Origin of the sequence: Thermomonas fusca DSM 15424, assembly GCF_000423885.1 — a bacterium.
Taxonomy (GTDB): Bacteria; Pseudomonadota; Gammaproteobacteria; order Xanthomonadales; family Xanthomonadaceae; genus Thermomonas; species Thermomonas fusca.
Genome location: NZ_AUIV01000008.1, coordinates 110,635 through 132,986 on the forward strand (window position 1 = coordinate 110,635; position 22,352 = coordinate 132,986).

Below are 22,352 nucleotides of genomic sequence, written 5' to 3' on the forward strand. Positions count from 1 at the left end.
GGTTAGTAGTAATACTACTAACAACCCCGGCCGTCAACGCCCGGTCAGGCCAGCTGCGACTCCAAGCCGCGCAGGGCGGCGGCCACGGTCTGGCGGCGGACCGCGTCGCGGTCGCCCTCGAAATGGAAGATTTCGGCGCGGGCGTAGCCACCACGGCGTTTCCAGCCGATCCAGACGGTGCCCACGGGCTTGTCCTCGCTGCCGCCACCGGGTCCGGCGATGCCGGTCACCGCTACCGCGATGGTCGCACCGGAATGCACCAGCGCACCGGACACCATTTCCACCACGGTCTCGCGACTGACCGCGCCGAACTCCTCCAGCGTCTGCGGGCGCACGCCCAGCAGCGCCTGCTTTGCCTCGTAGCTGTAGGCCGCCATGCCGCAATCGAACCAACCGGAGGATCCCGGCACGTCGGTCATGCACTTGGCGATCCAGCCACCGGTGCAACTTTCGGCCGTGACCAGCATGTGCCGCATCGCCAGCAGGCGCTCGCCGGTGGCGCGGGACAGGGCATCAAGCTCGGCGTCGGTGGGGGCTGTCATCAACGGAACCGGAGGAAGACCTGCGGGCGTTGTAGCGCATCCGCGGCCGAAAACAAAACCGGCCCGCTTGCGCGGGCCGGTGGGCTGGATCGCTGGCGGCTGGCCTCAGAAGCGGAACCGCAGGGTGGCGCCGTACATCCGCGGGGCGCCGAGGAAGGCGTTGTAGGTGTTCTTCGGGTTGCCCGGCTCGGGCGTGCCCAGCGCCTGCAGCGGGCCGTCGAAACCGACCTGCACGTAGTCCTCGTCGAACAGGTTCTGTGCCCACAGCTCCAGCTGCCACTTGCGGTCGCGGGAACCGATGCCGAGGCGTGCGTTCGCCACCGTGTACGCGTCCTGGGCCTTCTCGGCGTCCAGGTCGGAGCCGGTGTTGTAGCTGGACATGTACTTGGCCCCGATGTTGAAGCGACCTTCCAGATTCGCACCGATGTCCCATTCATAGGTCGCCGACAGCGAGCCGGAGAACTTCGGCGCGAAGCTCATCTGCGCGCCCGGGAGCTTGTACAGCGCGCCCGGATAAGTGAAGTCCGCACCCGGGATGTCGTTGCCGTACTTGGTGTCGGCGTACATCGCGCCAGCCTGCAGCATCAGGCCCGGCGTGGCCTGCCACAGCAGCTCGGCGTCCAGGCCCTTGGAGACCACTTCCGGGATCGAGCGCACCACGAAGCTGGTGCCGAGGAAGCTGTTGAGCTGGAAATCGCTGTAGGTCTGGTGGAACAGCGCCGCGTTGAGCAGCAGGTTGCCGCCGGCCCAGGTGGTCTTGGCGCCCAGTTCCCAGCTGTCCACGAATTCACCCGGGAACGACGTGTCGTTGACCGGGGTGATGCCGGCACCGCCGCTGGACAGCCCGGTGGACGACTGCACGCGGTCCATGTTGAAGCCGCCCGCCTTGTAGCCACGCGCGTACGACAGGTAGGTCATGGCGTGCTCGTTCCAGCGGTAGGCCGCCTTCACCGTGCCGGACCATTCGTTCTCGCTGCGCGACTGGTCGGTGACCCGGCCGTTATGCAGTGCGTTGGCCCACGGCAGGCAGCTGTAGCCGACGATGTTGCTGATCAGCGCCTGCTGGTTGGCGGCCGGCAGCGAGGCAAACGGCACGCCGCGCGCGGTCAGGGCAGCGGCAATGCGGCCGATTGCAGCGGCGCTGACCCCGGTGGGGCCGAAATACGAGGCGCAGCCGGGGCTGCCGTTGGGGTTGCTGTAGACCGAGTGCAGGTCCTTGGTCTCGCGGGTGTAGCGCAGGCCCAGGGTGAAATCCAGCGCTTCGGTGGCGTGCCAGGTGGTGTTGCCGAACAGCGCGGTGCTCTTGGCATCCTGGGTGTAGCGATCCAGGGAGCCCAGCCCGGCGAACGTGGTGCCGTAGGGCTTGCCGGTGGCATTGGCCAGGAAGGTCGCCGCGTTTGGCAGCGCCGCCAGCGCCGGGTTGATCATCGACAGCAACCCGATCGACAGGTAGGGCTCGTAGTGCGCGCCGATGCGGTAGCTTTCGGTGCGGTTGATGGTTTCCTTCGTATAGAAGCCGCCGAACAGCCAGTCGACCTTGTCGGTGGCGCCGGTCAGGTGGAATTCCTGGCTGAAGTTCTTGAAGCGCGCGTACGACTCGTCCTCCTTCGGATCCATGTAAAGGATGTCGGCGGTAGTGAAGTCGAAGTCGCGCCCGTTGACCGCGTCCCAGTCACGGCCGGCGGTGATCGAGGTGAGCCTGGTCCCGCCCAGCATGTTCAGGTCGATGTTGACCTCCGCCTGCACGCCGCGGTCGCTGATCTTCTGCGCGGTGCTGCGGTTGCTGTAGGAAATGCGCGACCACGGATCGGCCTGACCGGTGGGGGCGATGGCACCGCCGCCGGCCAGCGCGTTGATCAGGGTCGAGCTTTGGCCGCTGACCAATTGCACGGCGGTGCAGCAGTTCTCGTCGCGGCGGGTGGAATCGGCCGACAGGATGATCTCCACGTTGTCGGTCGGGGCGATCAGCAGCTTCGCCCGGAAGGTGTCGAAGTCCTGGTCGTAGTCGCGATCCTCGCTGCGCGGGCCGGCGCCGGTCTTCACCGACATCCAGCCATCGCGGTTGCGATGCGCGGCATACACGCGAAGCGCGGCGTAGTCGCCCAGCGGGGTATTGAACGAACCGGCCAGCCCCAGCGCGGAATAATTGCCGAAGGTGACTTCGCCGTCGGCGGAGCGCTCGAAGCCCGGCTTGCGGGTGACCACGTTGATCACGCCGGAGGAGGTGTTCTTGCCGAACAGGGTGCCCTGCGGGCCCTTCAGCACCTCGATGCGCTCCAGCTCCCCGAGGTCACCGAAGCCAGTCGAGTTGCGCGAGCGATACACGCCGTCGATCACCACGCCCACCGAGGATTCCAGGCCGACGTTGTCGCCCACCGTGCCGATGCCGCGGATGCGCGCGGTGGTGATGGTCTCGCTCTGGGTGCTGGTGACGGTCAGCCCCGGCACCAGGATCTGCAGGTCCTTGATGTCGCGGACGCCGGTGTCCTGCAGGGTCTGCTGGGACAGTGCGGTGACCGCGATCGGCACGTCCTGCATGACTTCTTCGCGCTTCTGCGCGGTGACGACGATGGTATCGAGGGTCTTGGCTTCCTGCTTTGCCGCCGGGGCGGCATCCTGCGCGAAGGCAGGCAGGGCGAGCGTGGAGACCAGTCCGGCGATGACTGCCATGGACAGCGGACTACGTTGCGGTTGCTTGCGAAGCATGACCTTCCCCCCAGCTGGTGGTTTCGATTGAATCGATATGGATAGCTGCCTGTTGCCGCGGCCACGTGGGGGTATGGCCGCATGGCAAGGACGCTAGCACACCTGCAACAGGGCGAACAGCCGCCGCGTGCGCGCCCGCGGTAGTGGACGGGAGCGGATCGCAGGACGTGTGCGGAGCGCATCGGTCTGCGCTCAGCGCCGCACCCGTCAATGCCTCGTGAACCATCTCCGCGCACGGTGGCAATACACTCGTGCGCAAACAAAAGGAGGCCCTCATGACCAGCAGATCCGACCTCGGCGCCCGGCTAGACGTCATCGCTGCGCAGATGCCGCGCTTCCGCCAGGACATGCAGCGGGTGTTCGCGGACATCGATCGCCGCGACGGCCAGCCCTGTCCGGAAGCGGGGCCAGCCGCGAACCCGCGGCAGCAACCCGACGCCCTCGCCGCCACCACGGTGGACCGTGCCGCACTCCATTGAAGACAGCTGGACGGTGCTGCCACGCGCGTTCTACCGCCGGCATCCCGCGCTGGTGGCGCCGGAACTGCTCAACAAGCTGCTGGTGCGGGCCGACGGACGCGTCGCCCGCATTGTCGAAGTAGAGGCCTATGCCGGCCACGAAGACCCGGCCGCGCATTCCTTCCGCGGCCAGACCGCGCGCAACGCCACCATGTTCGGCCCGCCCGGCCACCTGTATGTCTATTTCAGCTACGGCATGCACTGGGGCAGCAACGCCGTCTGCGGCGAAGTGGGCGAAGGCGTGGGCGTGCTGCTGCGCGCCGCCGAACCGTTGCGCGGCATCGACGCCATGCGGGCGGCGCGACCCGCCGCCCGCCGCGACACCGACCTGGCCAGTGGCCCGGGCAAGCTGTCGCAGGCGTTCGGCATCACCCGCGAACTGGATGGCGCCGACCTGGTGCTGGGCGATCGCGGCATCCGCATCGTCGGCGACGGCACGCCGCCGCCGGAACACCCCATCGCGGGCCCGCGCATCGGCATCAGCAAGGCCACCGATTTCCCCTGGCGCTGGCACGTGCCCGACCATCGCCACGTCTCGGTGCGGCCGCGCCGGCCGCGCGGCTGAAGTCCTCGCGGAGCCGCGCCGATCCGGCAAGCCCGCGCCTTGTGGCGGGCGCGCAGCCGTCCCCTTCGCCGGCGTTGCCCACTAAGATGGCTGCCCCCTGCTGCGAATGCGCAGCCACCTTTCGATCCCGGCAACCGCGGCACATGCCCGACACCAAAGAACAATCCAGGAAACCCGCGCCAGCCGCGGAACACACCCCGCTCATGAAGCAGTTCTTCGCCGCCAAGGCGGAGCACCCGGACGTGCTGCTGTTCTTCCGCATGGGCGACTTCTACGAGCTGTTCTTCGATGACGCTCGCAAGGCGGCGCGGCTGCTCGACATCACCCTGACCCAGCGGGGCAATTCGGCCGGCCAGCCGATCCCGATGGCGGGGGTGCCGCACCACGCCGCCGAAGGCTATCTGGCACGGCTGGTGGCGCTGGGTGAGTCGGTGGCGATCTGCGAGCAGATCGGCGACCCGGCGACCTCCAAGGGCATCGTGGAGCGCAAGGTGGTGCGCATCGTCACCCCCGGCACCGTCACCGACGAAGCGTTGCTGGACGAACGCCGCGACACCCTGCTGCTGGCGATCAGCCGCGGCAAGCACGGTTACGGCCTCGCCTGGGCCGACCTTGCCAGTGGCCGCCTGCGCGCCAACGAAGTGGTCGGCGAGGATGCGCTGGAGGCCGAGCTGGCGCGCCTGCAGCCGGCGGAAACGCTGCTCGCCGACGAGGACGGCTGGCCCGCCTGCGCGCTGGAATCGCGCGGGCTGCGCCGGCGCGCGCCGTGGCTGTTCGACGCCGACTCAGGCCGCCGCCAGCTGTTGCAGTTCTTCGCCGTGCATGACCTCACCGCCTTCGGCCTGGACGAGCGCCCGCTGGCGATCGCCGCCGCCGCGGCGGTGCTGGGCTACATCGAGGAAACCCAGAAGCAGCGGCTGCCGCACCTGCGCAGCATCGCGCTGGAGACCAGCTCCGAGGCCATCGCCATGAACGCGGCCACGCGCCGCCACCTGGAGCTGGATTCGCGCGTCGACGGCGATGTCAAAGCCACCCTGCTGGGCGTGCTGGATTCCACCGTCACGCCGATGGGCGGGCGCCTGCTGCGGCGCTGGCTGCATCGCCCGCTACGCGACCGCCGGGTGGTCGGTGAACGCCACCACGCGGTGCAGACGCTGATCGAACATCGCGCGGACGACGCCCTGCGCGAGGCCTTCCGCAGCCTTGGCGACATGGAGCGCATCCTCGCACGCGTCGCCCTGCGCAGCGCCCGCCCCCGCGACCTGTCCACCCTGCGCGACGGACTGTCGCTGCTGCCGGCCGTGCGCGGGATCCTCGCTCCTCTGGATTCGCCGCGGCTGGCCGCGCTGCACGCCGAACTCGGCGAACACGAAGACACCGCGCGCATGCTGCGCGCCGCCATCGTCGGCCAGCCGCCGCTGCTGGCGCGCGACGGCGGCGTGATCGAGGAGGGCTTTGATGCCGAACTCGACGAACTACGGCAGCTCTCGACCAATGCCGACCGGTTCCTGATCGACCTGGAAGCGCGCGAGCGCGAGGCCACCGGCATCGCCAACCTCAAGGTCGGCTACAACCGCGTGCACGGCTATTTCATCGAGATCAGCAAGGGCCAGAGCGACAAGGCGCCGGTGCATTACACCCGCCGCCAGACCCTGACCGGCGCGGAGCGCTACATCACCGAGGAGCTGAAGGGCTTCGAGGACAAGGTGCTGTCCGCGCGCGAGCGGGCGCTGGCGCGCGAGAAGCTGCTGTACGAAGGGGTGTTGGACGCACTGAACGCCGTGCTGGAACCGCTGCGCCACTGCGCGCTGGCGCTGAGCGAACTGGACGTGCTGGCCGGTTTCGCCGAGCGCGCGCAGGCGCTGGACTGGAGCCGGCCGACGCTGCACGACGACCCCGGCATCCGCATCGAACGCGGTCGCCACCCGGTGGTGGAAGCGCTTCGCGACGCGCCGTTCGAGCCGAACGACCTCGTCTTCGATGACGCCACCCGGATGTACGTCATCACCGGCCCGAACATGGGCGGCAAGTCCACCTTCATGCGCCAGAACGCGCTGATCGTGCTGCTGGCCTGCATCGGCAGCTTCGTGCCGGCGGCGAAGGCGGAGCTGGGGCCGATCGACCGCATCCTCACCCGCATCGGCGCCGGCGACGACCTCGCCCGCGGCCAGTCCACCTTCATGGTGGAGATGAGCGAGACCGCCTACATCCTCCACCACGCCACCGAAGAATCTTTGGTGCTGATGGACGAGATCGGACGCGGCACCTCGACTTACGATGGTCTGGCCCTGGCCGACGCGGTGGCGCGGCAGCTGGCCTCGGCGAACCGCAGCTACACCCTGTTCGCCACCCACTACTTCGAGCTGACAGCGCTGGCCGAGCCCGGCAGCGGCATCGCCAACCTGCATCTGGACGCAGTGGAGCACGGCGAGGCGCTGGTGTTCATGCATGCGGTGCGCCCCGGGCCGGCCAACCGCAGCTTCGGCCTGCAGGTGGCGGCGCTTGCCGGCCTGCCGAAGGCAGCGCTGCAGCAGGCAAGAACGCGGCTGGCTGAGCTGGAAGCGCAAAGCCGCGATGCGCCGCACGTCCCGCTGAGCGCAGCGGCGCTGGACCAGCCACAGCAGTTCGGCCTGTTCGCGCCCTCCAGCGCCGCGCTGGACGCGCTGGCCGGCATCGATCCCGACGAGCTGACCCCGAAGCAGGCGCTGGAAGCGCTGTACCGGCTGAAGGCGCTGGCATGAGCGTTGCGCCCACTGTGATTGTCGAAGCGCTGCTGACCGGCAAGGCCCGCGCCTACACGCGACCCGGCTCCTGCAGCGCCATCGACAAGCGACCGCTGGCTGGCAAGGTGCGCATCGGTGAGCTGGGCATCGAAGGCGATGAGCAGGGCGACCCGCGCGTGCACGGCGGCGTGGACAAGGCGGTGCACCATTACGCCTTCGATCACTACGCGCTCTGGCGCGATGACCTCGGTGCCCTGGCCCTGCTGGAGTCGCCCGGCGCGTTCGGCGAAAACATCAGCACGCGCGGGTTGACCGAAGCCGAGGTCTGCCTGGGCGACCGCTTCGCGCTGGGCGATGCGCTGCTGGAAGTCAGCCAGGGCCGGCAACCGTGCTGGAAGCTCAACGACCGTTTCGGCGTGGCCGACATGGCCCGCCGGGTGCAGGCCACCGGCCGCACTGGTTGGTACTACCGCGTGCTGCGGCCCGGCACGGCGCGCGCCGGCGACGTGCTGGCGCTGGCCGAACGCCCGCATCCGGGCTGGACGCTGCAGCGCCTGGGCGAACTGCTGTCACGGCGCGTGCTCGATCCGGCCCAGCTGGAACCCGCGCTGGCACTGCCGCTGGTGCCATCGCACCGCAAGCTGATCGAACGGCGCATGGAACAGGGCGCGGTGGAGGACTGGAGCCGGCGCATCGACGGGCCAGGCGCAGATTGACCCCCACTTCTGGCGCATAGCCAGCATCGATGGCGCCGATCCCGCCAATCGATTTCCCAAGATCGATCAGGGCTCCTAGAGTGGCCGCATCACCCGCCACGGAGCCAGTGCGATGCGCAAGCCCACCGATCCCCCCAAGCCCAGCTTCCTGACCACCGATTTCGGCGCGCCGGTGCCCGACAACCAGAACAGCCTGACCGCCGGCCCGCGCGGCCCGCTCCTTGCGCAGGACGTGTGGCTGCACGAGAAGCTCGGCAACTTCGTGCGCGAGGTGATCCCGGAGCGGCGCATGCACGCGAAGGGCTCCGGCGCGTTCGGCACCTTCACCGTCACCCACGACATCACCAGGTACACGCGCGCCGCGATCTTTTCCCAGGTCGGCAAGAAGACGGAAATGTTCGCCCGCTTCACCACGGTGGCCGGCGAGCGCGGCGCGGCGGACGCCGAGCGCGACATCCGCGGCTTCGCGCTGAAGTTCTACACCGAGGAAGGCAACTGGGACATGGTGGGCAACAACACCCCGGTGTTCTTCATCCGCGACCCGCGCAAGTTCCCCGACCTCAACAAGGTGGTCAAACGCGACCCGCGCACCAACCTGCGCAGCGCTACCAACAACTGGGACTGGTGGACGCTGCTACCGGAGGCACTGCACCAGATCACCATCGTGATGAGCGACCGTGGCATTCCGAAGTCGTACCGCCACATGCACGGTTTCAGTTCCCATACCTACAGCTTCTGGAACGAAGCCGGCGAGCGCTTCTGGGTGAAGTTCCACTTCCGCACCCAGCAGGGCATCAGGAACCTCACCGACGCCGAGGCCGCCGAAGCGATCGGCAACGACCGCGAGACCCACCAGCGCGACCTGTTCGACGCCATCGAGTGCGGCGACTTCCCGAAGTGGACGATGTACGTGCAGGTAATGCCGGAGACCGACGCCGAGAAGGTCCCCTACCACCCGTTCGACCTCACCAAGGTGTGGCCGAAAGCGGACTACCCGCTGATCGAGGTCGGCGAGTTCGAGCTCAACCGCAACCCGGAGAACTTCTTCGCCGACGTCGAGCAGAGTGCGTTCGCGCCCAGCAACCTGGTGCCGGGCATCGGCGTGTCGCCCGACAAGATGCTGCAGGCGCGGCTGTTCAACTACGCCGATGCGCAGCGCTATCGGCTGGGCACCAACTACCAGCAGATCCCGGTCAACGCCGCACGCTGCCCGGTGCACAGCAACCACCGCGACGGCATCGGCCGTGTCGACGGCAACTACGGCGGCATGCCCCATTACGAGCCCAACAGCTTCCAGCAGTGGCAGGAGCAGCCGCAGTTCCGCGAACCGCCGTTGAAGATCAGCGGCGACCTCGCCGACTGGTTCAACTACCGAGAGGACGATGCCGACTACTTCAAGCAGCCCGGCGACCTGTTCCGCCTGATGACGCCGGAAAAACAGCAACTGCTGTTCGACAACACCGCCCGTGCCATGGGCGACGCGCCCGACTTCATCAAGCGCCGTCACGTGGACAACTGCACGAAGGCCGACCCGGCCTACGGCGCCGGGGTGGAGGCCGCCCTGCGCAAGCTCGGCGCCTTCGCCGGCGAGCAATCCCCGAACAGCCTGGGCTGAAGACTTCACCATCCCGCCTGGACGCCGACAGGTTCGCCTGCCGCCGTTTCCGTTGCGGGGTTACCCTAGCCGCACCCGCCAACCGGCGACCGCGCAGGAGTCCCGCATGCCGTCCCTGACCGATGACCTCTTTTCCCAGCTCTCCGGCCCCGCCCTGCAGCAGATCAGCCAGCAACTGGGCACCAACCCCGCGCAGACCTCGGGGGCGATTGCCGCCGCGCTGCCAATGATCCTCGGCGCGATGGGCCGCAACACCGCCCAGCCGGGCGGCGCGGAAGCCCTGTTCGGCGCGCTGGGCCGCGACCACAACGGCGGCGGCGGGCTCGGCGACGTCCTCGGCGCGGTGCTGGGTGGCCAGCAGGGCCGCCAGACCGACGGCCTCGGCCAGCTCGGCCACATCTTCGGCGGCCAACTGCCGCGTGCGGAAAGCGGCCTCGGCCAGGCCACCGGGCTGGGCGGGGACAAGGCACAGATGCTGCTGAAGATCCTTGCCCCCATCGTCATGGCCTACCTGGCCAAGCGCATGTTCGGCGGCCAGCAGGAAGCGGCATCGCCGCAGGCGCTGGGCGACATCCTCGGCCAGGAACACGCGCAGGTGCGGCAGGCCGGCGGCCTCGGCGGCGGACTGCTGGGCGCCGTGCTCGACCAGGACGGCGACGGCCAGCTGGGTTTGGGCGATCTGATGAAGATCGGCGGCGGGCTGCTCGGCGGCGGGCGCTGACGCCCCGCTGGGTGCGCGGACCTCCCCGTCCGCGCACCCCACCCCGCACGTCCTCCCCGAATGGAGCGCAACGCATGCCCCTTCCGCAAGCAGGTTCCAGCTTTTTCGTCGGCTGGGGAACCCTGTCACTGATCAATGCCGGCCTGGCCCAATCCAAGGGCCGCAGCGGCTTCGGCTGGTGGCTGGGCTCGCTGCTTGGCGGGCCGCTGGCGACGCTGCTGATTGTCGTACTGCCACCGGTCGGTCGCCGGTTCAGCTGAGTCGCCGGCGCCGGCGCGGGGCGTCGGCCTGTGTTGATACTCAGGCCGCGCTGGCCGCCAGCGCCTGCGCCAGGTCTTCCCACAGGTCTTCCACGTCCTCGATCCCCACCGACAGGCGCAGCAGGCCGGCGGTGATGCCGGTGGCGGCCTTGACCTGCTCGTCCACCATGCGGTGGGTCAGGCCGGCGGGATGCTGGATCAGGCTGTCCACCGAGCCAAGGCTCACCGCCGCGGTCATCACCTTCACCGACGCCATCACCTTGGCGGCTGCGTCATGGCCGCCGCGCAATTCGAACGCCATCAGGCAGCCTGGCCCGCGCATCTGGGTGCCGACCAGGTGCGCGCCGTGCGCGCCCGGCAGGCCCGGATAGAACACCTTCGACACCGCCGGGTGTTCGCTCAGCCGCTGCGCCAGCACCTGCGCATTGGCCTGCGCGGCTTCCACCCGCAGCTTCAGCGTGGGCAGGCCGCGGTGCAGCAGGTAGGCGGCCAGCGGGTGCAACAGCGCGCCGGTGGCCGCGCGCACGGTGCGCAGCGGCGCGGCGCGGGCTTCATCGCAGCAGACCACCCCGGCAATCACGTCGCCGTGGCCGCCGAGGAACTTGGTGGCGCTGTGCAGCACATAGGCCGCGCCGAGCTCCGCGGGGCGCTGCAGCACCGGGGTGGCAAAGGTGGAGTCCACCAGCACCGGCACGCTGCCGGCAGCCGCGACCACCGCCCGGATGTCGACCAGGTTGAGGGTGGGATTGGCAGGGGTTTCGATCACCACCAGCGCGGTATCGGGGCGAAGACGCGCGGCGATGTCCTCGGCCTTCACGAACTCCGCCTCCAGCCCGCACATGCCGGTGGCCAGCAGGTGGTCGGCGGTGCCGTACAGCGGGCGCACCACCAGCACGTGCTTGCCGTGCTGGGCGCGATCCAGCAGCACGGCCGTCATCGCCGCCATGCCGGAGGCGTAGGCCACGCAGGCCTGGGTGCCCTCGAGCGCGGCGATGGCGTTTTCGGCGCGGGCCACGGTGGGGTTGTGCAGGCGCGCGTAGATCGGGTTGGCGGCGCTGGCGTGGCCGCCGACCAGCGCATCGAAACTGGCGCTGCCGACGTCGAGGTCGGCGATCGGATAGGTGGTGGACAGGTCCAGCGGCGGCGCGTGCACGCAGAGGTCGCCGAAGTCCTCGCGGCCGGCGTGGACGGCAGTGGTCTGGAAACGGTGCATGGCGGCCTCGGGTGCGATGGGATCCCGCTATCCTAGAACCCTGTTCGGCATGAAACAGTCACGCCGAAGGATATTTTGCCAAGGCAGGAAATCGCCATGCTGGACCGAATCGACTACGCCCTCCTGCGCCTGCTGCGGAAGAATGCGCGGCTGCCCAACAAGGATCTGGCCGAAAAGGTCGGCATCGCGCCATCCACCGCGCTGGAGCGGGTGCGGCGGATGCGCGAGGCGAAGATCCTGCTGGGCTACCACGCCGAGATCGCACCCGAAGCCATGGGCGTGGGTCTGCAGGCGATGATCTCGGTGCGGCTGGCCCGGCACTCGCGTGCACTGGTCGACGGCTTCCACCAACACCTGCTGGGCCTGCCCGAGGTGCTGGCCTGCTACCACGTGGCCGGAGCCGACGACTTCCTTGCCCACGTCGGCGTACGCGACAGCGAGCACCTGCGCAACTTCACCCTGACCGCGTTCACCGAGCGGGAGGAAGTGGCGCATATCGAAACGCGACTGATCTTCGAGTTCCAGCGCAACGTGGAGCTGCCGGCGCGGGAAACCGGGGCGTGACCTGCCGTCCCTTCACTGGAACAGCCGGTAGGTGCGGGTGCTGACCTCGGAGACCCAGCGCAGATAACTCACCCGCCACTGCCGCCCGATGTTCGGCTCCCACGGGTCGTACACCATCAGGGAGGTGCCGCGCCCGGTCGGATCGTTGTCGCCGCGGATCCCCACCACCAGGGTCATGTGCCCCGGGCTGCCCTGGTAGCCGCCGGGAATCCGCTGCAGGTAACCGCCAGGATTCCACAGCGTATCCACCATCAACGGCCCCTGCCGCACCATCGCCGCGAAGGCCTGCGGCATCCACGACGCCGGCGGGTATGAACGCAAGCCATGCACCCGCGCATAGCGCTCGGTCTGCGGTACCCAGTTGGCGACGTCCGACTGGTTGTACAGGCCGTTGGCGTCATCCCACATGTCGGCAGGCGTCGCCGCTTTCACCGCGGCGACGCTGCTGCTCTTGAGCATGGCCCCAGCAGGTGCTGTTGGTGGGCTGGGGGATGAAGGTGCGCTGGTGGCGGGCCGGCGGATAGGCTTCCGCATCGAACAGCGCGTTCTGCGTGCACTGGCCCGCTTCGCCGTCCACCACCAGCCAGGCCTGGTCCTGGTAGCGACGCACGGCATTGCGGGTGTTGTTGCCGAAGTCGCCGTCCGGGCGGAGATTGCAGCCCGGCAACTTGCGGTTGAGCGCCTCCTGCAGGCGCCTTACCTCGCTTCCCTTCGACCCCATCCTCAATACCGTAACGGCCATGGCGCGGCTCCTTGCCTCCAGTGCTTCCAGCGCATGTTGGCAATGCACGGCACGCACCGCCATTTGCTGGAAGCACTAACCGCGGCCGCCGGGCCTAGCGCATTCCGCCTAATCCATTCCGCAGCGGCACCACGCCGCTGTCCTGCGCGCGGAGCCGGTGCGGCACCCGCACGCCTACGCCAGCCGGCTTCCCGCGCACGGGAAGCCGGCCGGGCGAGTGCACGCCTTCAGTGGGCTTCGTCCTGCGCCGGCTTCGATGCCGGCCTTGCGAGCGCGTCGTCGCGGTCGTTCGCACGCCGGGCAGCGGCGCGCTGCAGGTGCGGCATCGCGTAGTCCTGGAGCACCTGCTTGGGCTCGAGCTCGCCAATCTGGATGTAGTAACCGATGAACGCGGCAATGTAGAGATCGGCCACGGTGAAGCGGTCACCGACCAGATATCGCTTGCCCGCCACCGCGCCTTCCAGCGTGCGCAGCAGGTCGGCCTCGTTGCCGTAACCTGCTTCCATCGACGGCGCGATGGTGCCGTGGCGGCGCGCGGTGATGAAGAACTCCAGCGGGCTGGCGAACAGCATCCAGCGATAGCAGGCGCCACGCTCCGGCGTGCCCGGCGGCGGCAGCAGGCCCAGCTCCGGCAACAGGTCGGCCAGGTGCAGGCAGATCGCGGCGTTCTCGGTGATCGCAATGCCGTCATGCACCAGCGCCGGCACCTTGCCCATCGGATTGATGGCGAGGAATTCCGGCGATTTCATGCTGGTGCCGAATTCCAGCTGCACTTCCTCGTAGGGCAGGCCGGTTTCCTCCAGCATCCAGCGGGTGATGCGGGCGCGCGACATCGGGTTGGTGTAGAAGCGCAGCTGTGGGGTCATGGCGGGTCCTGGGTTGGGTGGACGCGCAGTCTGCGCGGGCCCTGCTGACAGCTGCTGGCAGCAGCCCTCAATCGCGCTGGCGGATTCGCTCGTGTTCGCGCCAGCGCTGCAGGAGGCCATGCCGCGTCTGCGGGTAGTGCCGGCCGGCATCCTCCAGTCCCAGCACGCGGTCGGCGCGGAAATGGCGGTAGTCGCCGCGCAGCTCGCACCAGGCCGCGAGCAGGCGACGGTCGTCGAGGAAGGCCATCGCGAACGGCCAGACCGTGCGCTGCGAGACCCGGTCGCCGGCATCGGCGTAAGCCAGGTGCAGCACGCGCTGCTCGCGGATGGCGCGACGCAGCGTGGGCAGCCAGGGTTCGGGGGTCTTCGGGCACCAGTCCGGCGCGAACAGGCCGCCGGTTTCCACCTGCAGGCGCAGGGCCTCCGGCAGGATGCCGAGGATGCGGTCCATCGCGCCGCGCGCCGCCACCGCCAGCTCGGGATCGGCATGCGAGGCCACCCAGCGGGTGCCCAGCACCATCGCCTCGAGCTCCTCTTCCGAGAACATCATCGGTGGCAGCAGGAAGCCGGGGCGCAGCAGGTAGCCGATGCCGGGGTCGCCGGCGATGTCGGCGCCCTGCCCGCGCAGGGCTTCGATATCGCGGTACAGGGTGCGCAGGCTGATCCCCAGCTGCTCCGCCAGCTGCGCGCCGCGAACGGGGCGGCGCCGGCGCCGGAGATCATCCAGCAGCTGCAGCAGACGGGTGGCGCGCTGCGTCATCGGGCGATACGCGAAAAAAGGCCCCGCAGCATAGCGGTCGCGACCGCCGTGCGCGCAACGGTCACGAGGCGTCGATATCGCCCAGCGCGCGGATCAGCCGGCGCGCGCGCTTGTCGGGTTTGGTGTCGGGCGGGTGGTATCCGGCGCGCTCGGCGGCGCGCTGCGCGCGGGCCTGCTCGCGCGCGAGCCGGGAGGCTTCGGATTCGCGATACAGGGTCTGCGCGATGCTGGCCGGGCCGCGCACATCGCACAGCGCCAGCACCTCGATTTCGAAGCGTTCGTCCAGACGCATCACCTGCAGCGCGTCGCCCACCCGCACCCCGCGCGCGGGTTTGGCGCGCTGCCCGCCGATCTCCACCTTGCCGGTATCGATGGCCTGCTTGGCCAACGCGCGGGTCTTGAAGAAGCGCGCCGCCCACAGCCACAGGTCAAGGCGGACGCTGGCGGCTTCGTCTGGCATCTGTATCGGCATGGCGTGATCTTGCGGCCCCGGAAACGCAAACGGCCACCCGAAGGTGGCCGTCGTGCGGAAGCTGCGCCGGATTACTCGGCGGCGGCGGCTTCGGCAGCAGCCTTGGCACGCGCCTTGGCGTTGCCGGCCAGGTCTTCCTTGATGCGCGCCTTCTTGCCTTCCAGGCCACGCAGGTAGTACAGCTTGCTGGCGCGCACGGCGCCACGGCGCTTCACTTCCACCGAGTCGATGGCGGCGCTGTGGGTCTGGAACACGCGCTCCACGCCGAAGCCGTGGGAAATCTTGCGCACGGTGAACGCGGAGTTCAGGCCGGCGTTCTTCTTGCCGATGACAACGCCTTCGTAGGCCTGCACGCGTTCGCGGTTGCCTTCCTTCACCTTGACGTTGACGACGACGGTGTCGCCGGGGCCGAAGTCGGGCAGCTTGCGCGAGATCTGCGCGGTTTCGAAGTCCTGCAGCAGGGTGTGGATCGAGGGCTTGTTCATGGGATCAACCTTGGATTTTTGTTGCGTGCATTGGCACGCGCCTGTTGGTGTCGTTGTTGCGCGAGTGCACGTGGACCCGCGTCATGGCTCGGTGCAGCGTGGTACATGGGCAGGGCCCAGCCGCGCATTGTAGCGGAAATCCAGCCGCGGTGCCGGGGTCAGGCGTCGCCTGCGGGAGGTTCGCCCACCGCCTGCAGCCAGCGCGCGCGGAATGCATCCAGCAGCGCCCGATCGGCCTTCGACAGCGCCGCCTCGTCCAGCAGGTCCGGGCGGCGCAGCCAGGTGCGGCCCAGCGACTGCTGCCGGCGCCAGCGGGCGATCCCGGCGTGGTTGCCGGACAGCAGAACCTCCGGTACCGCGCCGAGCGCGTGCTCGACCGGCCGGGTGTAGTGCGGGCAATCCAGCAGGCCGTCGCCCTCGAAACTGTCCTGGACCGCGGATTCGGCGTCGTTCAGCGCCCCCTCCTGCAGCCGCGCCACCGCGTCCACCAGCACCGCCGCGGCCAACTCACCGCCGGACAGCACGTAGTCGCCGATGGAGATCTCCTCGTCCACCTCGGCCTGCAGCAGGCGCTCGTCGACGCCCTCGTAGCGGCCGCACAGCAGCAGCAGACGCGGCAGTGCCGCCAGCTCCCGGACCTTGCGCTGGTCCAGCCGGCCGCCCTGCGGGCTGAGGTAGACCACCCGCGCCGGGGCCGAGTCGGCCTCGCGCGCCGCGCGGATCGCCGCGCGCAGCGGGTCGATCATCATCACCATGCCCGGGCCGCCGCCGAACGGGCGGTCATCGACCCGGCGGTAATTGCCCTCGGCGTAGTCGCGCGGGTTCCAGCCGTGCAGCGACAGCAGCCCGCGCTCGCCGGCACGCCCCACCACGCCATGCGCGGCGATCTGGGCGACGAATTCGGGGAACAGGCTGACGATGTCGAAACGCATCGGCATCCGCCTCAGAAGTCCGCGTCCCAGTCGACGGTGACCACGCCGGCATCGAAATCCACGCCATGCACGTACGCCGGCTGCACGAACGGGATCATCCGCTCGCGCTCGCCCTGCGCCACCAGCACGTCGTTGGCGCCGTTGTTGAACAGGTGCGAGACCACGCCGAAATCCGCGCCATCCAGATTGACCACGCGCAGGCCTTCCAGGTCGATCCAGTAATACTCACCCGGCGCCGGCGGCGGCAGCGCGGAGCGCGGCACCAGGATTTCCGTGCCGCGCAGCGCATCGGCGGCGTCGCGGTCTTCCACGTCCGGCAAGATGGCAATCAGTCCCTTGACGCCCTCGCGCACCTTCGCGCCCTCGCACAGCCGCTCGTTGCCGCGCGCGTCGCGCAGCGTCCACGGCTGGTAGCGGGCGATGGCGCGCAGCGGATCGGCGTAGCTTTCCAGCTTCACTTCACCGCGCACGCCGAACGCACCGTGCAACCGGCCCATCGGGATCATCCGTTCTGGATTCTTCCGCTGGCCGGCGTCCGGTGCGTTCATGCGTTCGATGCAACGGGCCGCGCTACGCGACCCGAAACCGTCAGGCGGCCTTGGCGGCCTGCTTGTACAGGTCGGCGACCTTGTCGGTCAGCTGCGCGCCGTTGTCGAGCCAGAACTTCATGCGCTCGACATTCAGCTCGATGCGCTTTTCCTGGCCCTGCGCCACCGGGTTGTAGAAGCCCACGCGCTCGATGTTGCGGCCATCGCGGGCGCTGCGGCTGTCGGTGACGATGATGTGGTAGAAGGGGCGCTTCTTGGCGCCGCCACGGGTAAGGCGGATCTTGACCATGGTGCTTTCTCGGTGTTGCCCAGCGGCCGGGATGGCCGGGTAAGCCGCCAAGTATAGCCGCACCGGCCGCTACGGGGAAGCCGCCCCCGCTTCAGCGTTCATGGCCGCCTGTTCGGCCGCCCCGATCCGCTCGGGACTGGGCGGATGGGTGGACAGGTAACCCATCGGGCCTTTTTCCAGCGCCTCCGGTAACTGCGCCGACAGCCGCCGCATCATCGCGGCGAACGTCCTGGGCGATTGCCCGTGCCGGCGCAGCAGGTCGAACGCGTAGGCGTCGGCCTCGCGCTCGTGGCCGCGGGAAAATCCGCTGCCGAGCAGCGTGGCCGGAATCGACACCGCCAGCGACGAGCCCGAGGCGTCGCCGAACAGCAAGCCGGCAACGACGAAAACCGAAGACTGCTCCAAGGCCCTGCGCATGCCGTGCCGGTGCACGTGGTGCCCGGCCTCGTGGGCGAGCACGGCCAGCACCTCGTCGTCACTGCCGCCCAGTTCCAGCAATTGATCGGTGACGAAAATGCGCCCGTCCGGCAGCGCGAATGCATTCGCCCCGATTCCCTCCGCGTCGACGAACACGATCCGCATCTGCTCCGAACGCGGCTCGCCCCGCACCAGCTGCCGGAAGCGCTGCACCAGCGCCGTCCGCCGCGCGGCCGGCACCTTGCTCGGGTCGAAATGCAGCCGCGCGAGCAGCACGACCACCTGCTCGCTGACATGCCGCTCGACCGCCGCCGGCATGCGCTCGGCGGCCTCGCGCGCCAGCCACGGCATGCCGTGACGGAGGAACAGCACGGTCGCCGCCAGCACCAGCAGCGCCGACCCCAGGATCGCGCCGCGGCGGCGCTCCAGCCAGTCGGCCCAGCCTTCGATGCGGCTACCGCCATCCGGGAACCAGCGCTCCATCTCGGGACTGTCCGCCACTTCCACGCGGCCGCCATCGGGCAGCTGCAGCACCCGCGGGGTATTGCCCAGCCGCGGCCGGATCCGCACCGCTTCCAGCGGCCACTGCTGCAACTGGCCGTCCTCGAACGCCAGCTGCAGGAACCCGTCGGCGCAGTCCAGCCGCGCCGCGCGCATGCGGCTGGACTGGCCGTCGTAGCAGTGCGCGGCGAGCGCCATCAGAAGCCCAGATCGACGCCCACGTCGAGCGCATCAACCAGCTCCGCGCCGGTGGCGCCGTGGTCACGCTCGTTGTCGCGCACGAATTCCTCCAGATTGCCTTCCACCCACACCGCGAAGTGGGCCGCGCGGTAGCGGGCCAGCCGGATCATCGCCCACGGCACCGCCAGGCCCAGGGTGCAGACGATGGCGACCAGGTTGCTGAAGTAGATCCACAGCATGTCGCGCACGCGCAGGGTGGATTCAAAGCGGTGCGGGCCCAGCCGCGCGCTGTTCCACAGCAGGTTGGCGAACTTCACCCGCAGGAAGATGCCGACGCCGAACATGCCGGCGTACAGCAGCAGCAGCGCCGCCACCATGCCGACCCCGAGCGCCGCGCCGCCGGCCCCATTGGCCTCGCCCTTGCCGGCGACCACACCGGCCGCGATCACCGCGCCGAAGACCAGGAAGAACAGCACCATCAGGCCGACGCCGATTCCCAGCGCGATCAGGTACGGCAGGTAGTAACGCCCGGCATCGCCGGCGTAGACGAAGCGCTGGCGCCCGAAGCCGTGACCGGCAACAACGAACTCGTGCTGCCGCAGCTTCATCAGCGGATACAGCAGGGTGGCGGTCAGGCCGCTGAGGATCGGCCAGCCCAGGAACGGGCCGTAGGCCGCGCCGCCCGTGCGGTCGAAGCGGAAGCTCAAGCCGCGCCAAGCCGAATTGCGCGCGCGGAAGCGTAGCCCCAGCACGATGATCAGCGGCATCAGCGCACCCAGCGCCAGCAGGATCACCGCGTACAGCAGCGGCAGGAAATGCGACGACAGGGCCAGCGCGATCACCACCGCATAGGCGACCAGACGCCCCTTGAGGATGGCGATGGGGTCGGCCAGGTAATCGAAGCTGGAACCCGCCAGCCGGGTATTGCCGTAGAAGTAGCGCTCGGTGCGCACCTTCGCCCAGGCCGAATAGATGCCCAGGGTGACAATGCCCAACAGCAGGTTGACGAACCAGATGCCGAAATACTCGCCGACGCGGCCGGAGAACTCCGGCTGCTGGCGAACCACCGGCGTTTCCGCAGGCGCGGCAGATACATGCTCCGGCGTACCGGATTCCCCTTCGAACATTGCAGCCTCCCCATGCATGCGTCCCCCGACGCGACGGCGAAGCTTAACCGCAGGCTTCCGGCAGCGCTGCGAATGATTGGCAATGGCGTGCGGGATCAGCCGGCCGGCGCGTGCGGGCTGACGTAGTCGCCGACGCGGGTGCGGAAGGCGACATTGAGGCGGTTCCAGCCGTTGATGGCGATGATGGCCAGGGTCAGGTCCACCAGCTGTTTTTCATCGAAGTGCCGGCGTGCCTGCGCATACACCTCGTCCGGCACGTCCGCGGCACTGGCCAGCCGAGTCAGCGCTTCGGTCCACGCCAGCGCTGCGCGCTCGCGCTCGCTGTAGCAGGGGGCATCGCGCCAGGCGACGAGCAGGTGCAGGCGCTGCTCGGTTTCGCCCAGCGCCCGCGCGTCCTTGCTGTGCATGTCCAGGCACCAAGCGCAACCGTTGAGCTGGGAGGCGCGCGACTTCACCAACTCCAGCAGCAGCGGCTCCAGCCCGCTTTTATGCACCTGGTGTTCCAGCTGCAGCATGGCCTTGAAGGCGTCCGCGGACGCGGCCTTGTAATCGAGGCGTTGCGACATGGGTGTTTCCCTCCGTGCGACTCAGTCAAACCACTGCTGCACATCGTCATAGCTAACGCCTGACGCCAGCACATCGAAACCGCCGGTATCACGCATGGCTTGCGCGGCATCGCGCGCGGCCGACAGCGCCAGCATTGCCAGCCGCGTCGCCGTACTGACCCGCGCCACGCCCAGCCGGCCCAGCGCGGCCAGATCCGGCAGGCCCGGACGCGCACCGATGTTCACCGGCGCGGCAACCGCAGCGCAGAACTCGCCGATGGTGGCCGGCTCGGCCAGCGCGATCGGGTAGATGCCGTCGGCACCGGCGTCCAGATAGGCGCGGGCGCGGCGCACGCCGTCTTCGAACAGCGCATCCGCGGTCATCCCGCCGACGATCCAGCCATCCACGCGTGCGTTGATGAAGGCGGGAATGCCCACCCCCTCCGCCGCGGACCGCGCCGCCGCGATCCGCGCCGCTGCATCGTCCAGGCTGCGCAGGCTGGCGTGGGCGATGCCATCTTCCAGGTTCAACCCCACTGCGCCGGTGTCCAGCAACGCGCGCACGCTCTCACCCACCTGTGCGGGCGTGGTGCCAAAACCGGCTTCGAAATCCACCGTCACCGGCACGTCGACCACGCGCACGATCCGGCGCACGGCCGCCAGCAGTTCCCGCAGCGGCAGCTGCTCGCCATCGGCATGGCCAAGCGACCACGCCAGCCCGCCGCTGGTGGTGGCGATGGCGGCGAAGTCCATCCCGGCAAACAGTGCCGCGCTGCCGGCATCCCAGGCGTTCGGCAGCAGCAGTGGCCGGCCGGCCCGGTGCAGCGTGTGGAAGTGCCGGGCCTTGTCCATCAGGCGATCAGCGGAACGGCAGCCCGCCGCGCCCACCCATCATCCCGGACAGGCCGCGCATCATGCCCTTCATGCCGCCGCGGCCCAGCTTGCCCATCATCTTTTCCATCTGTTGGTACTGCTTGAGCACCTTGTTGACGTCGGCCGGGGTCTGGCCGCTGCCACGCGCCACGCGCGCGCGCCGCGAGCCGTTGAGCAGGTCGGGATTGCGGCGTTCCTTCTTGGTCATCGAGTTGATGACGGCGATCATCCGCGGCACTTCCTTGCCGGTGACCTGCTGCTTGACGTGCTCCGGCAGCTGGCCGACGCCCGGCAGCTTGTCCATCAGCCCGGACAGGCCGCCCATGTTCTGCATCTGCTCGAGCTGGTCGCGCATGTCGTTGAGGTCGAACTTCTTGCCCTTGGCGACCTTCTCGGCCAGCTTCTTGGCCTTGTCCTGGTCGACCTGCGCCTCGACCTGCTCGACCAGCGACAGCACGTCGCCCATGTCGAGGATGCGGCCGGCGGCGCGGTCGGGGTGGAACACGTCGAGACCGTCGGGCTTTTCGCCCACGCCGACGAACTTGATCGGCTTGCCGGTGATGTAACGCACCGAAAGCGCCGCACCGCCGCGGGCGTCGCCGTCGGTCTTGGTCAGCACCACGCCGGTCAGCGGCAGCGCCTCGCCGAAGTGCTTGGCGGTGACCGCGGCGTCCTGGCCGGTCATCGAGTCGACCACGAACAGGGTTTCGACCGGATTGACCGCGGCGTGCAACGCCTTGATCTCGGCCATCATCGCGTCATCGATGCTGGTGCGGCCGGCGGTATCGACGATCAGCACGTCGGCGAAGGTCTTCCTCGCCTCGTCGATGGCGGCCCTGACGATGGCCTCGGGCTTCTGCGAGGCCTGCGACGGGAAGAACACCGCGCCCACCTGCCCCGCCAGCGTCTGCAGCTGCTCGATCGCGGCCGGGCGATAGACGTCGGCGCTGACCACCATCACCTTCTTCTTGCGCTTGTCCCTCAGGTGCTTGGCGAGCTTGGCCACGGTGGTGGTCTTGCCTGCGCCCTGCAGGCCGGCCATCAGGATCACCGCCGGCGCCGGCACGTTGAGGTTGAGCTCCGCGGCCTGCGAACCCATCACCAGCGCCAGCTCGTCGCGCACGATCTTCACCAGCACCTGGCCGGGGCTGAGCGAACGCATCACTTCCTGGCCCAGCGCGCGCACCTTGATGCGCTGGATCAGCGCCTGCACCACCGGCAACGCCACGTCGGCTTCCAGCAGCGCGATGCGCACCTCGCGCACGGCCTCGCTGATGTTGGATTCGGTCAGGCGGCCGCGGCCGCGCAGGCGCTCGACGGTGCCGGACAGGCGCTGGGTCAGGGATTCGAACACGCGGCGTGGCCTTCGACGGGAAAACGGGGACCGCGAATTATAAGGCCATGCGGCGGCGGCCCAGCGGTGCGCGCATCCGCCGGCCGCGCGCGCTTCGCCGGCATGGCCTTGCCCTACA

At 69.1% G+C, this 22,352-nt stretch carries 24 protein-coding genes and 1 pseudogene; 8 read left to right on the forward strand and 17 right to left on the reverse strand.

Going from position 1 to position 22,352, the window contains the following annotated elements:
• Positions 1-44 precede the first annotated feature (44 nt).
• Positions 45-542: a CinA family protein gene (locus tag G582_RS0104580; RefSeq protein WP_028838822.1), complete on the reverse strand. Its 498-nt coding sequence runs from the start codon at positions 540-542 to the stop codon at positions 45-47.
• Between the two features lie 105 nt (positions 543-647).
• A complete protein-coding gene (locus G582_RS0104585; protein ID WP_248642677.1) occupies positions 648-3,212 on the reverse strand; it encodes a TonB-dependent receptor in 2,565 nt (854 codons plus the stop codon).
• Positions 3,213-3,523: 311 nt separating this feature from the next.
• Here G582_RS0104585 and G582_RS0104590 point away from each other — a divergent pair, with 311 nt between their 5' ends.
• The 7 genes and pseudogenes from G582_RS0104590 to G582_RS0104620 all read left to right on the forward strand — a co-directional run bounded on the left by G582_RS0104590 (position 3,524) and on the right by G582_RS0104620 (position 10,366).
• Positions 3,524-3,727 (forward strand): hypothetical protein, encoded by a 204-nt coding sequence (locus G582_RS0104590; protein ID WP_156880265.1) that lies wholly within the window; start codon positions 3,524-3,526, stop codon positions 3,725-3,727.
• On the forward strand, positions 3,711-4,331 hold the full coding sequence (locus tag G582_RS0104595; RefSeq protein ID WP_028838825.1) for a DNA-3-methyladenine glycosylase: 621 nt from the start codon (positions 3,711-3,713) through the stop codon (positions 4,329-4,331). Before G582_RS0104590 ends, G582_RS0104595 begins: the two co-directional genes overlap by 17 nt.
• Positions 4,332-4,474: 143 nt before the next feature.
• A complete protein-coding gene (gene mutS, locus G582_RS0104600) occupies positions 4,475-7,072 on the forward strand; it encodes a DNA mismatch repair protein MutS (protein ID WP_051246692.1) in 2,598 nt (865 codons plus the stop codon).
• Complete coding sequence (locus tag G582_RS0104605; RefSeq protein WP_028838827.1) at positions 7,069-7,770, forward strand: MOSC domain-containing protein; 702 nt, start codon at positions 7,069-7,071, stop codon at positions 7,768-7,770. The genes mutS and G582_RS0104605 overlap by 4 nt, the downstream gene beginning before the upstream one ends.
• A gap of 112 nt (positions 7,771-7,882) precedes the next feature.
• A pseudogene (locus G582_RS0104610) lies at positions 7,883-9,425 on the forward strand (catalase); the annotation flags it as partial.
• A gap of 66 nt (positions 9,426-9,491) precedes the next feature.
• Positions 9,492-10,106 carry a DUF937 domain-containing protein gene (locus G582_RS0104615; RefSeq protein WP_028838829.1) on the forward strand — a complete coding sequence of 205 codons (615 nt, stop codon included), beginning with the start codon at positions 9,492-9,494 and terminating at the stop codon, positions 10,104-10,106.
• Positions 10,107-10,180: 74 nt separating this feature from the next.
• Positions 10,181-10,366, forward strand: coding sequence for a hypothetical protein (locus G582_RS0104620; protein WP_028838830.1), 186 nt, complete (start codon positions 10,181-10,183; stop codon positions 10,364-10,366).
• Between the two features lie 40 nt (positions 10,367-10,406).
• On the opposite strand, the gene G582_RS0104625 is transcribed toward G582_RS0104620, so the two are convergent.
• Complete coding sequence (locus G582_RS0104625; RefSeq protein WP_028838831.1) at positions 10,407-11,579, reverse strand: trans-sulfuration enzyme family protein; 1,173 nt, start codon at positions 11,577-11,579, stop codon at positions 10,407-10,409.
• 96 nt (positions 11,580-11,675) lie between these two features.
• Between G582_RS0104625 and G582_RS0104630 the strand changes: the two genes are divergently transcribed.
• Complete coding sequence (locus tag G582_RS0104630; RefSeq protein ID WP_038052902.1) at positions 11,676-12,143, forward strand: Lrp/AsnC family transcriptional regulator; 468 nt, start codon at positions 11,676-11,678, stop codon at positions 12,141-12,143.
• 12 nt (positions 12,144-12,155) lie between these two features.
• Here G582_RS0104630 and G582_RS0104635 read toward each other — a convergent pair whose 3' ends face one another.
• The 14 genes from G582_RS0104635 to ffh form a co-directional block, all read right to left on the reverse strand.
• Complete coding sequence (locus tag G582_RS0104635; protein WP_169380561.1) at positions 12,156-12,602, reverse strand: papain-like cysteine protease family protein; 447 nt, start codon at positions 12,600-12,602, stop codon at positions 12,156-12,158.
• Positions 12,541-12,885, reverse strand: a complete 345-nt coding sequence (locus tag G582_RS0104640) for a peptidoglycan-binding domain-containing protein (RefSeq protein WP_211219296.1) — start codon at positions 12,883-12,885, stop codon at positions 12,541-12,543. The genes G582_RS0104635 and G582_RS0104640 overlap by 62 nt, the downstream gene beginning before the upstream one ends.
• A 227-nt stretch (positions 12,886-13,112) precedes the next feature.
• Positions 13,113-13,751, reverse strand: a complete 639-nt coding sequence (locus G582_RS0104645) for a glutathione S-transferase family protein (protein ID WP_028838835.1) — start codon at positions 13,749-13,751, stop codon at positions 13,113-13,115.
• Positions 13,752-13,818: 67 nt separating this feature from the next.
• Positions 13,819-14,511: a helix-turn-helix transcriptional regulator gene (locus G582_RS0104650; protein WP_028838836.1), complete on the reverse strand. Its 693-nt coding sequence runs from the start codon at positions 14,509-14,511 to the stop codon at positions 13,819-13,821.
• A gap of 61 nt (positions 14,512-14,572) precedes the next feature.
• The gene (locus G582_RS0104655) at positions 14,573-14,983 is read right to left on the reverse strand and encodes an RNA-binding S4 domain-containing protein (RefSeq protein ID WP_028838837.1); all 411 of its coding nucleotides are present in this window, start codon (positions 14,981-14,983) and stop codon (positions 14,573-14,575) included.
• A 71-nt stretch (positions 14,984-15,054) separates the two neighbouring features.
• A complete protein-coding gene (rplS, locus tag G582_RS0104660; protein WP_028838838.1) occupies positions 15,055-15,468 on the reverse strand; it encodes a 50S ribosomal protein L19 in 414 nt (137 codons plus the stop codon).
• A gap of 158 nt (positions 15,469-15,626) precedes the next feature.
• Entirely contained in the window at positions 15,627-16,400 is a 774-nt protein-coding gene (gene trmD / locus G582_RS0104665; protein WP_028838839.1) for a tRNA (guanosine(37)-N1)-methyltransferase TrmD, read from the reverse strand.
• A gap of 11 nt (positions 16,401-16,411) precedes the next feature.
• The gene (rimM, locus tag G582_RS0104670) at positions 16,412-16,948 is read right to left on the reverse strand and encodes a ribosome maturation factor RimM (RefSeq protein WP_051246694.1); all 537 of its coding nucleotides are present in this window, start codon (positions 16,946-16,948) and stop codon (positions 16,412-16,414) included.
• 40 nt (positions 16,949-16,988) lie between these two features.
• The gene (rpsP, locus tag G582_RS0104675) at positions 16,989-17,237 is read right to left on the reverse strand and encodes a 30S ribosomal protein S16 (protein ID WP_028838841.1); all 249 of its coding nucleotides are present in this window, start codon (positions 17,235-17,237) and stop codon (positions 16,989-16,991) included.
• Positions 17,238-17,306: 69 nt separating this feature from the next.
• Positions 17,307-18,353 carry a M48 family metallopeptidase gene (locus G582_RS0104680; RefSeq protein WP_028838842.1) on the reverse strand — a complete coding sequence of 349 codons (1,047 nt, stop codon included), beginning with the start codon at positions 18,351-18,353 and terminating at the stop codon, positions 17,307-17,309.
• Positions 18,353-19,462, reverse strand: a complete 1,110-nt coding sequence (locus G582_RS15525) for a YjgN family protein (RefSeq protein WP_051246699.1) — start codon at positions 19,460-19,462, stop codon at positions 18,353-18,355. Before G582_RS15525 ends, G582_RS0104680 begins: the two co-directional genes overlap by 1 nt.
• A 95-nt stretch (positions 19,463-19,557) precedes the next feature.
• Positions 19,558-20,028 carry a carboxymuconolactone decarboxylase family protein gene (locus tag G582_RS0104690; RefSeq protein ID WP_028838843.1) on the reverse strand — a complete coding sequence of 157 codons (471 nt, stop codon included), beginning with the start codon at positions 20,026-20,028 and terminating at the stop codon, positions 19,558-19,560.
• A gap of 21 nt (positions 20,029-20,049) precedes the next feature.
• Positions 20,050-20,859 (reverse strand): isocitrate lyase/PEP mutase family protein, encoded by an 810-nt coding sequence (locus G582_RS0104695; RefSeq protein ID WP_038052961.1) that lies wholly within the window; start codon positions 20,857-20,859, stop codon positions 20,050-20,052.
• A 7-nt stretch (positions 20,860-20,866) separates the two neighbouring features.
• On the reverse strand, positions 20,867-22,234 hold the full coding sequence (ffh, locus tag G582_RS0104700; protein WP_028838845.1) for a signal recognition particle protein: 1,368 nt from the start codon (positions 22,232-22,234) through the stop codon (positions 20,867-20,869).
• Between the last annotated feature and the right edge of the window lie 118 nt (positions 22,235-22,352).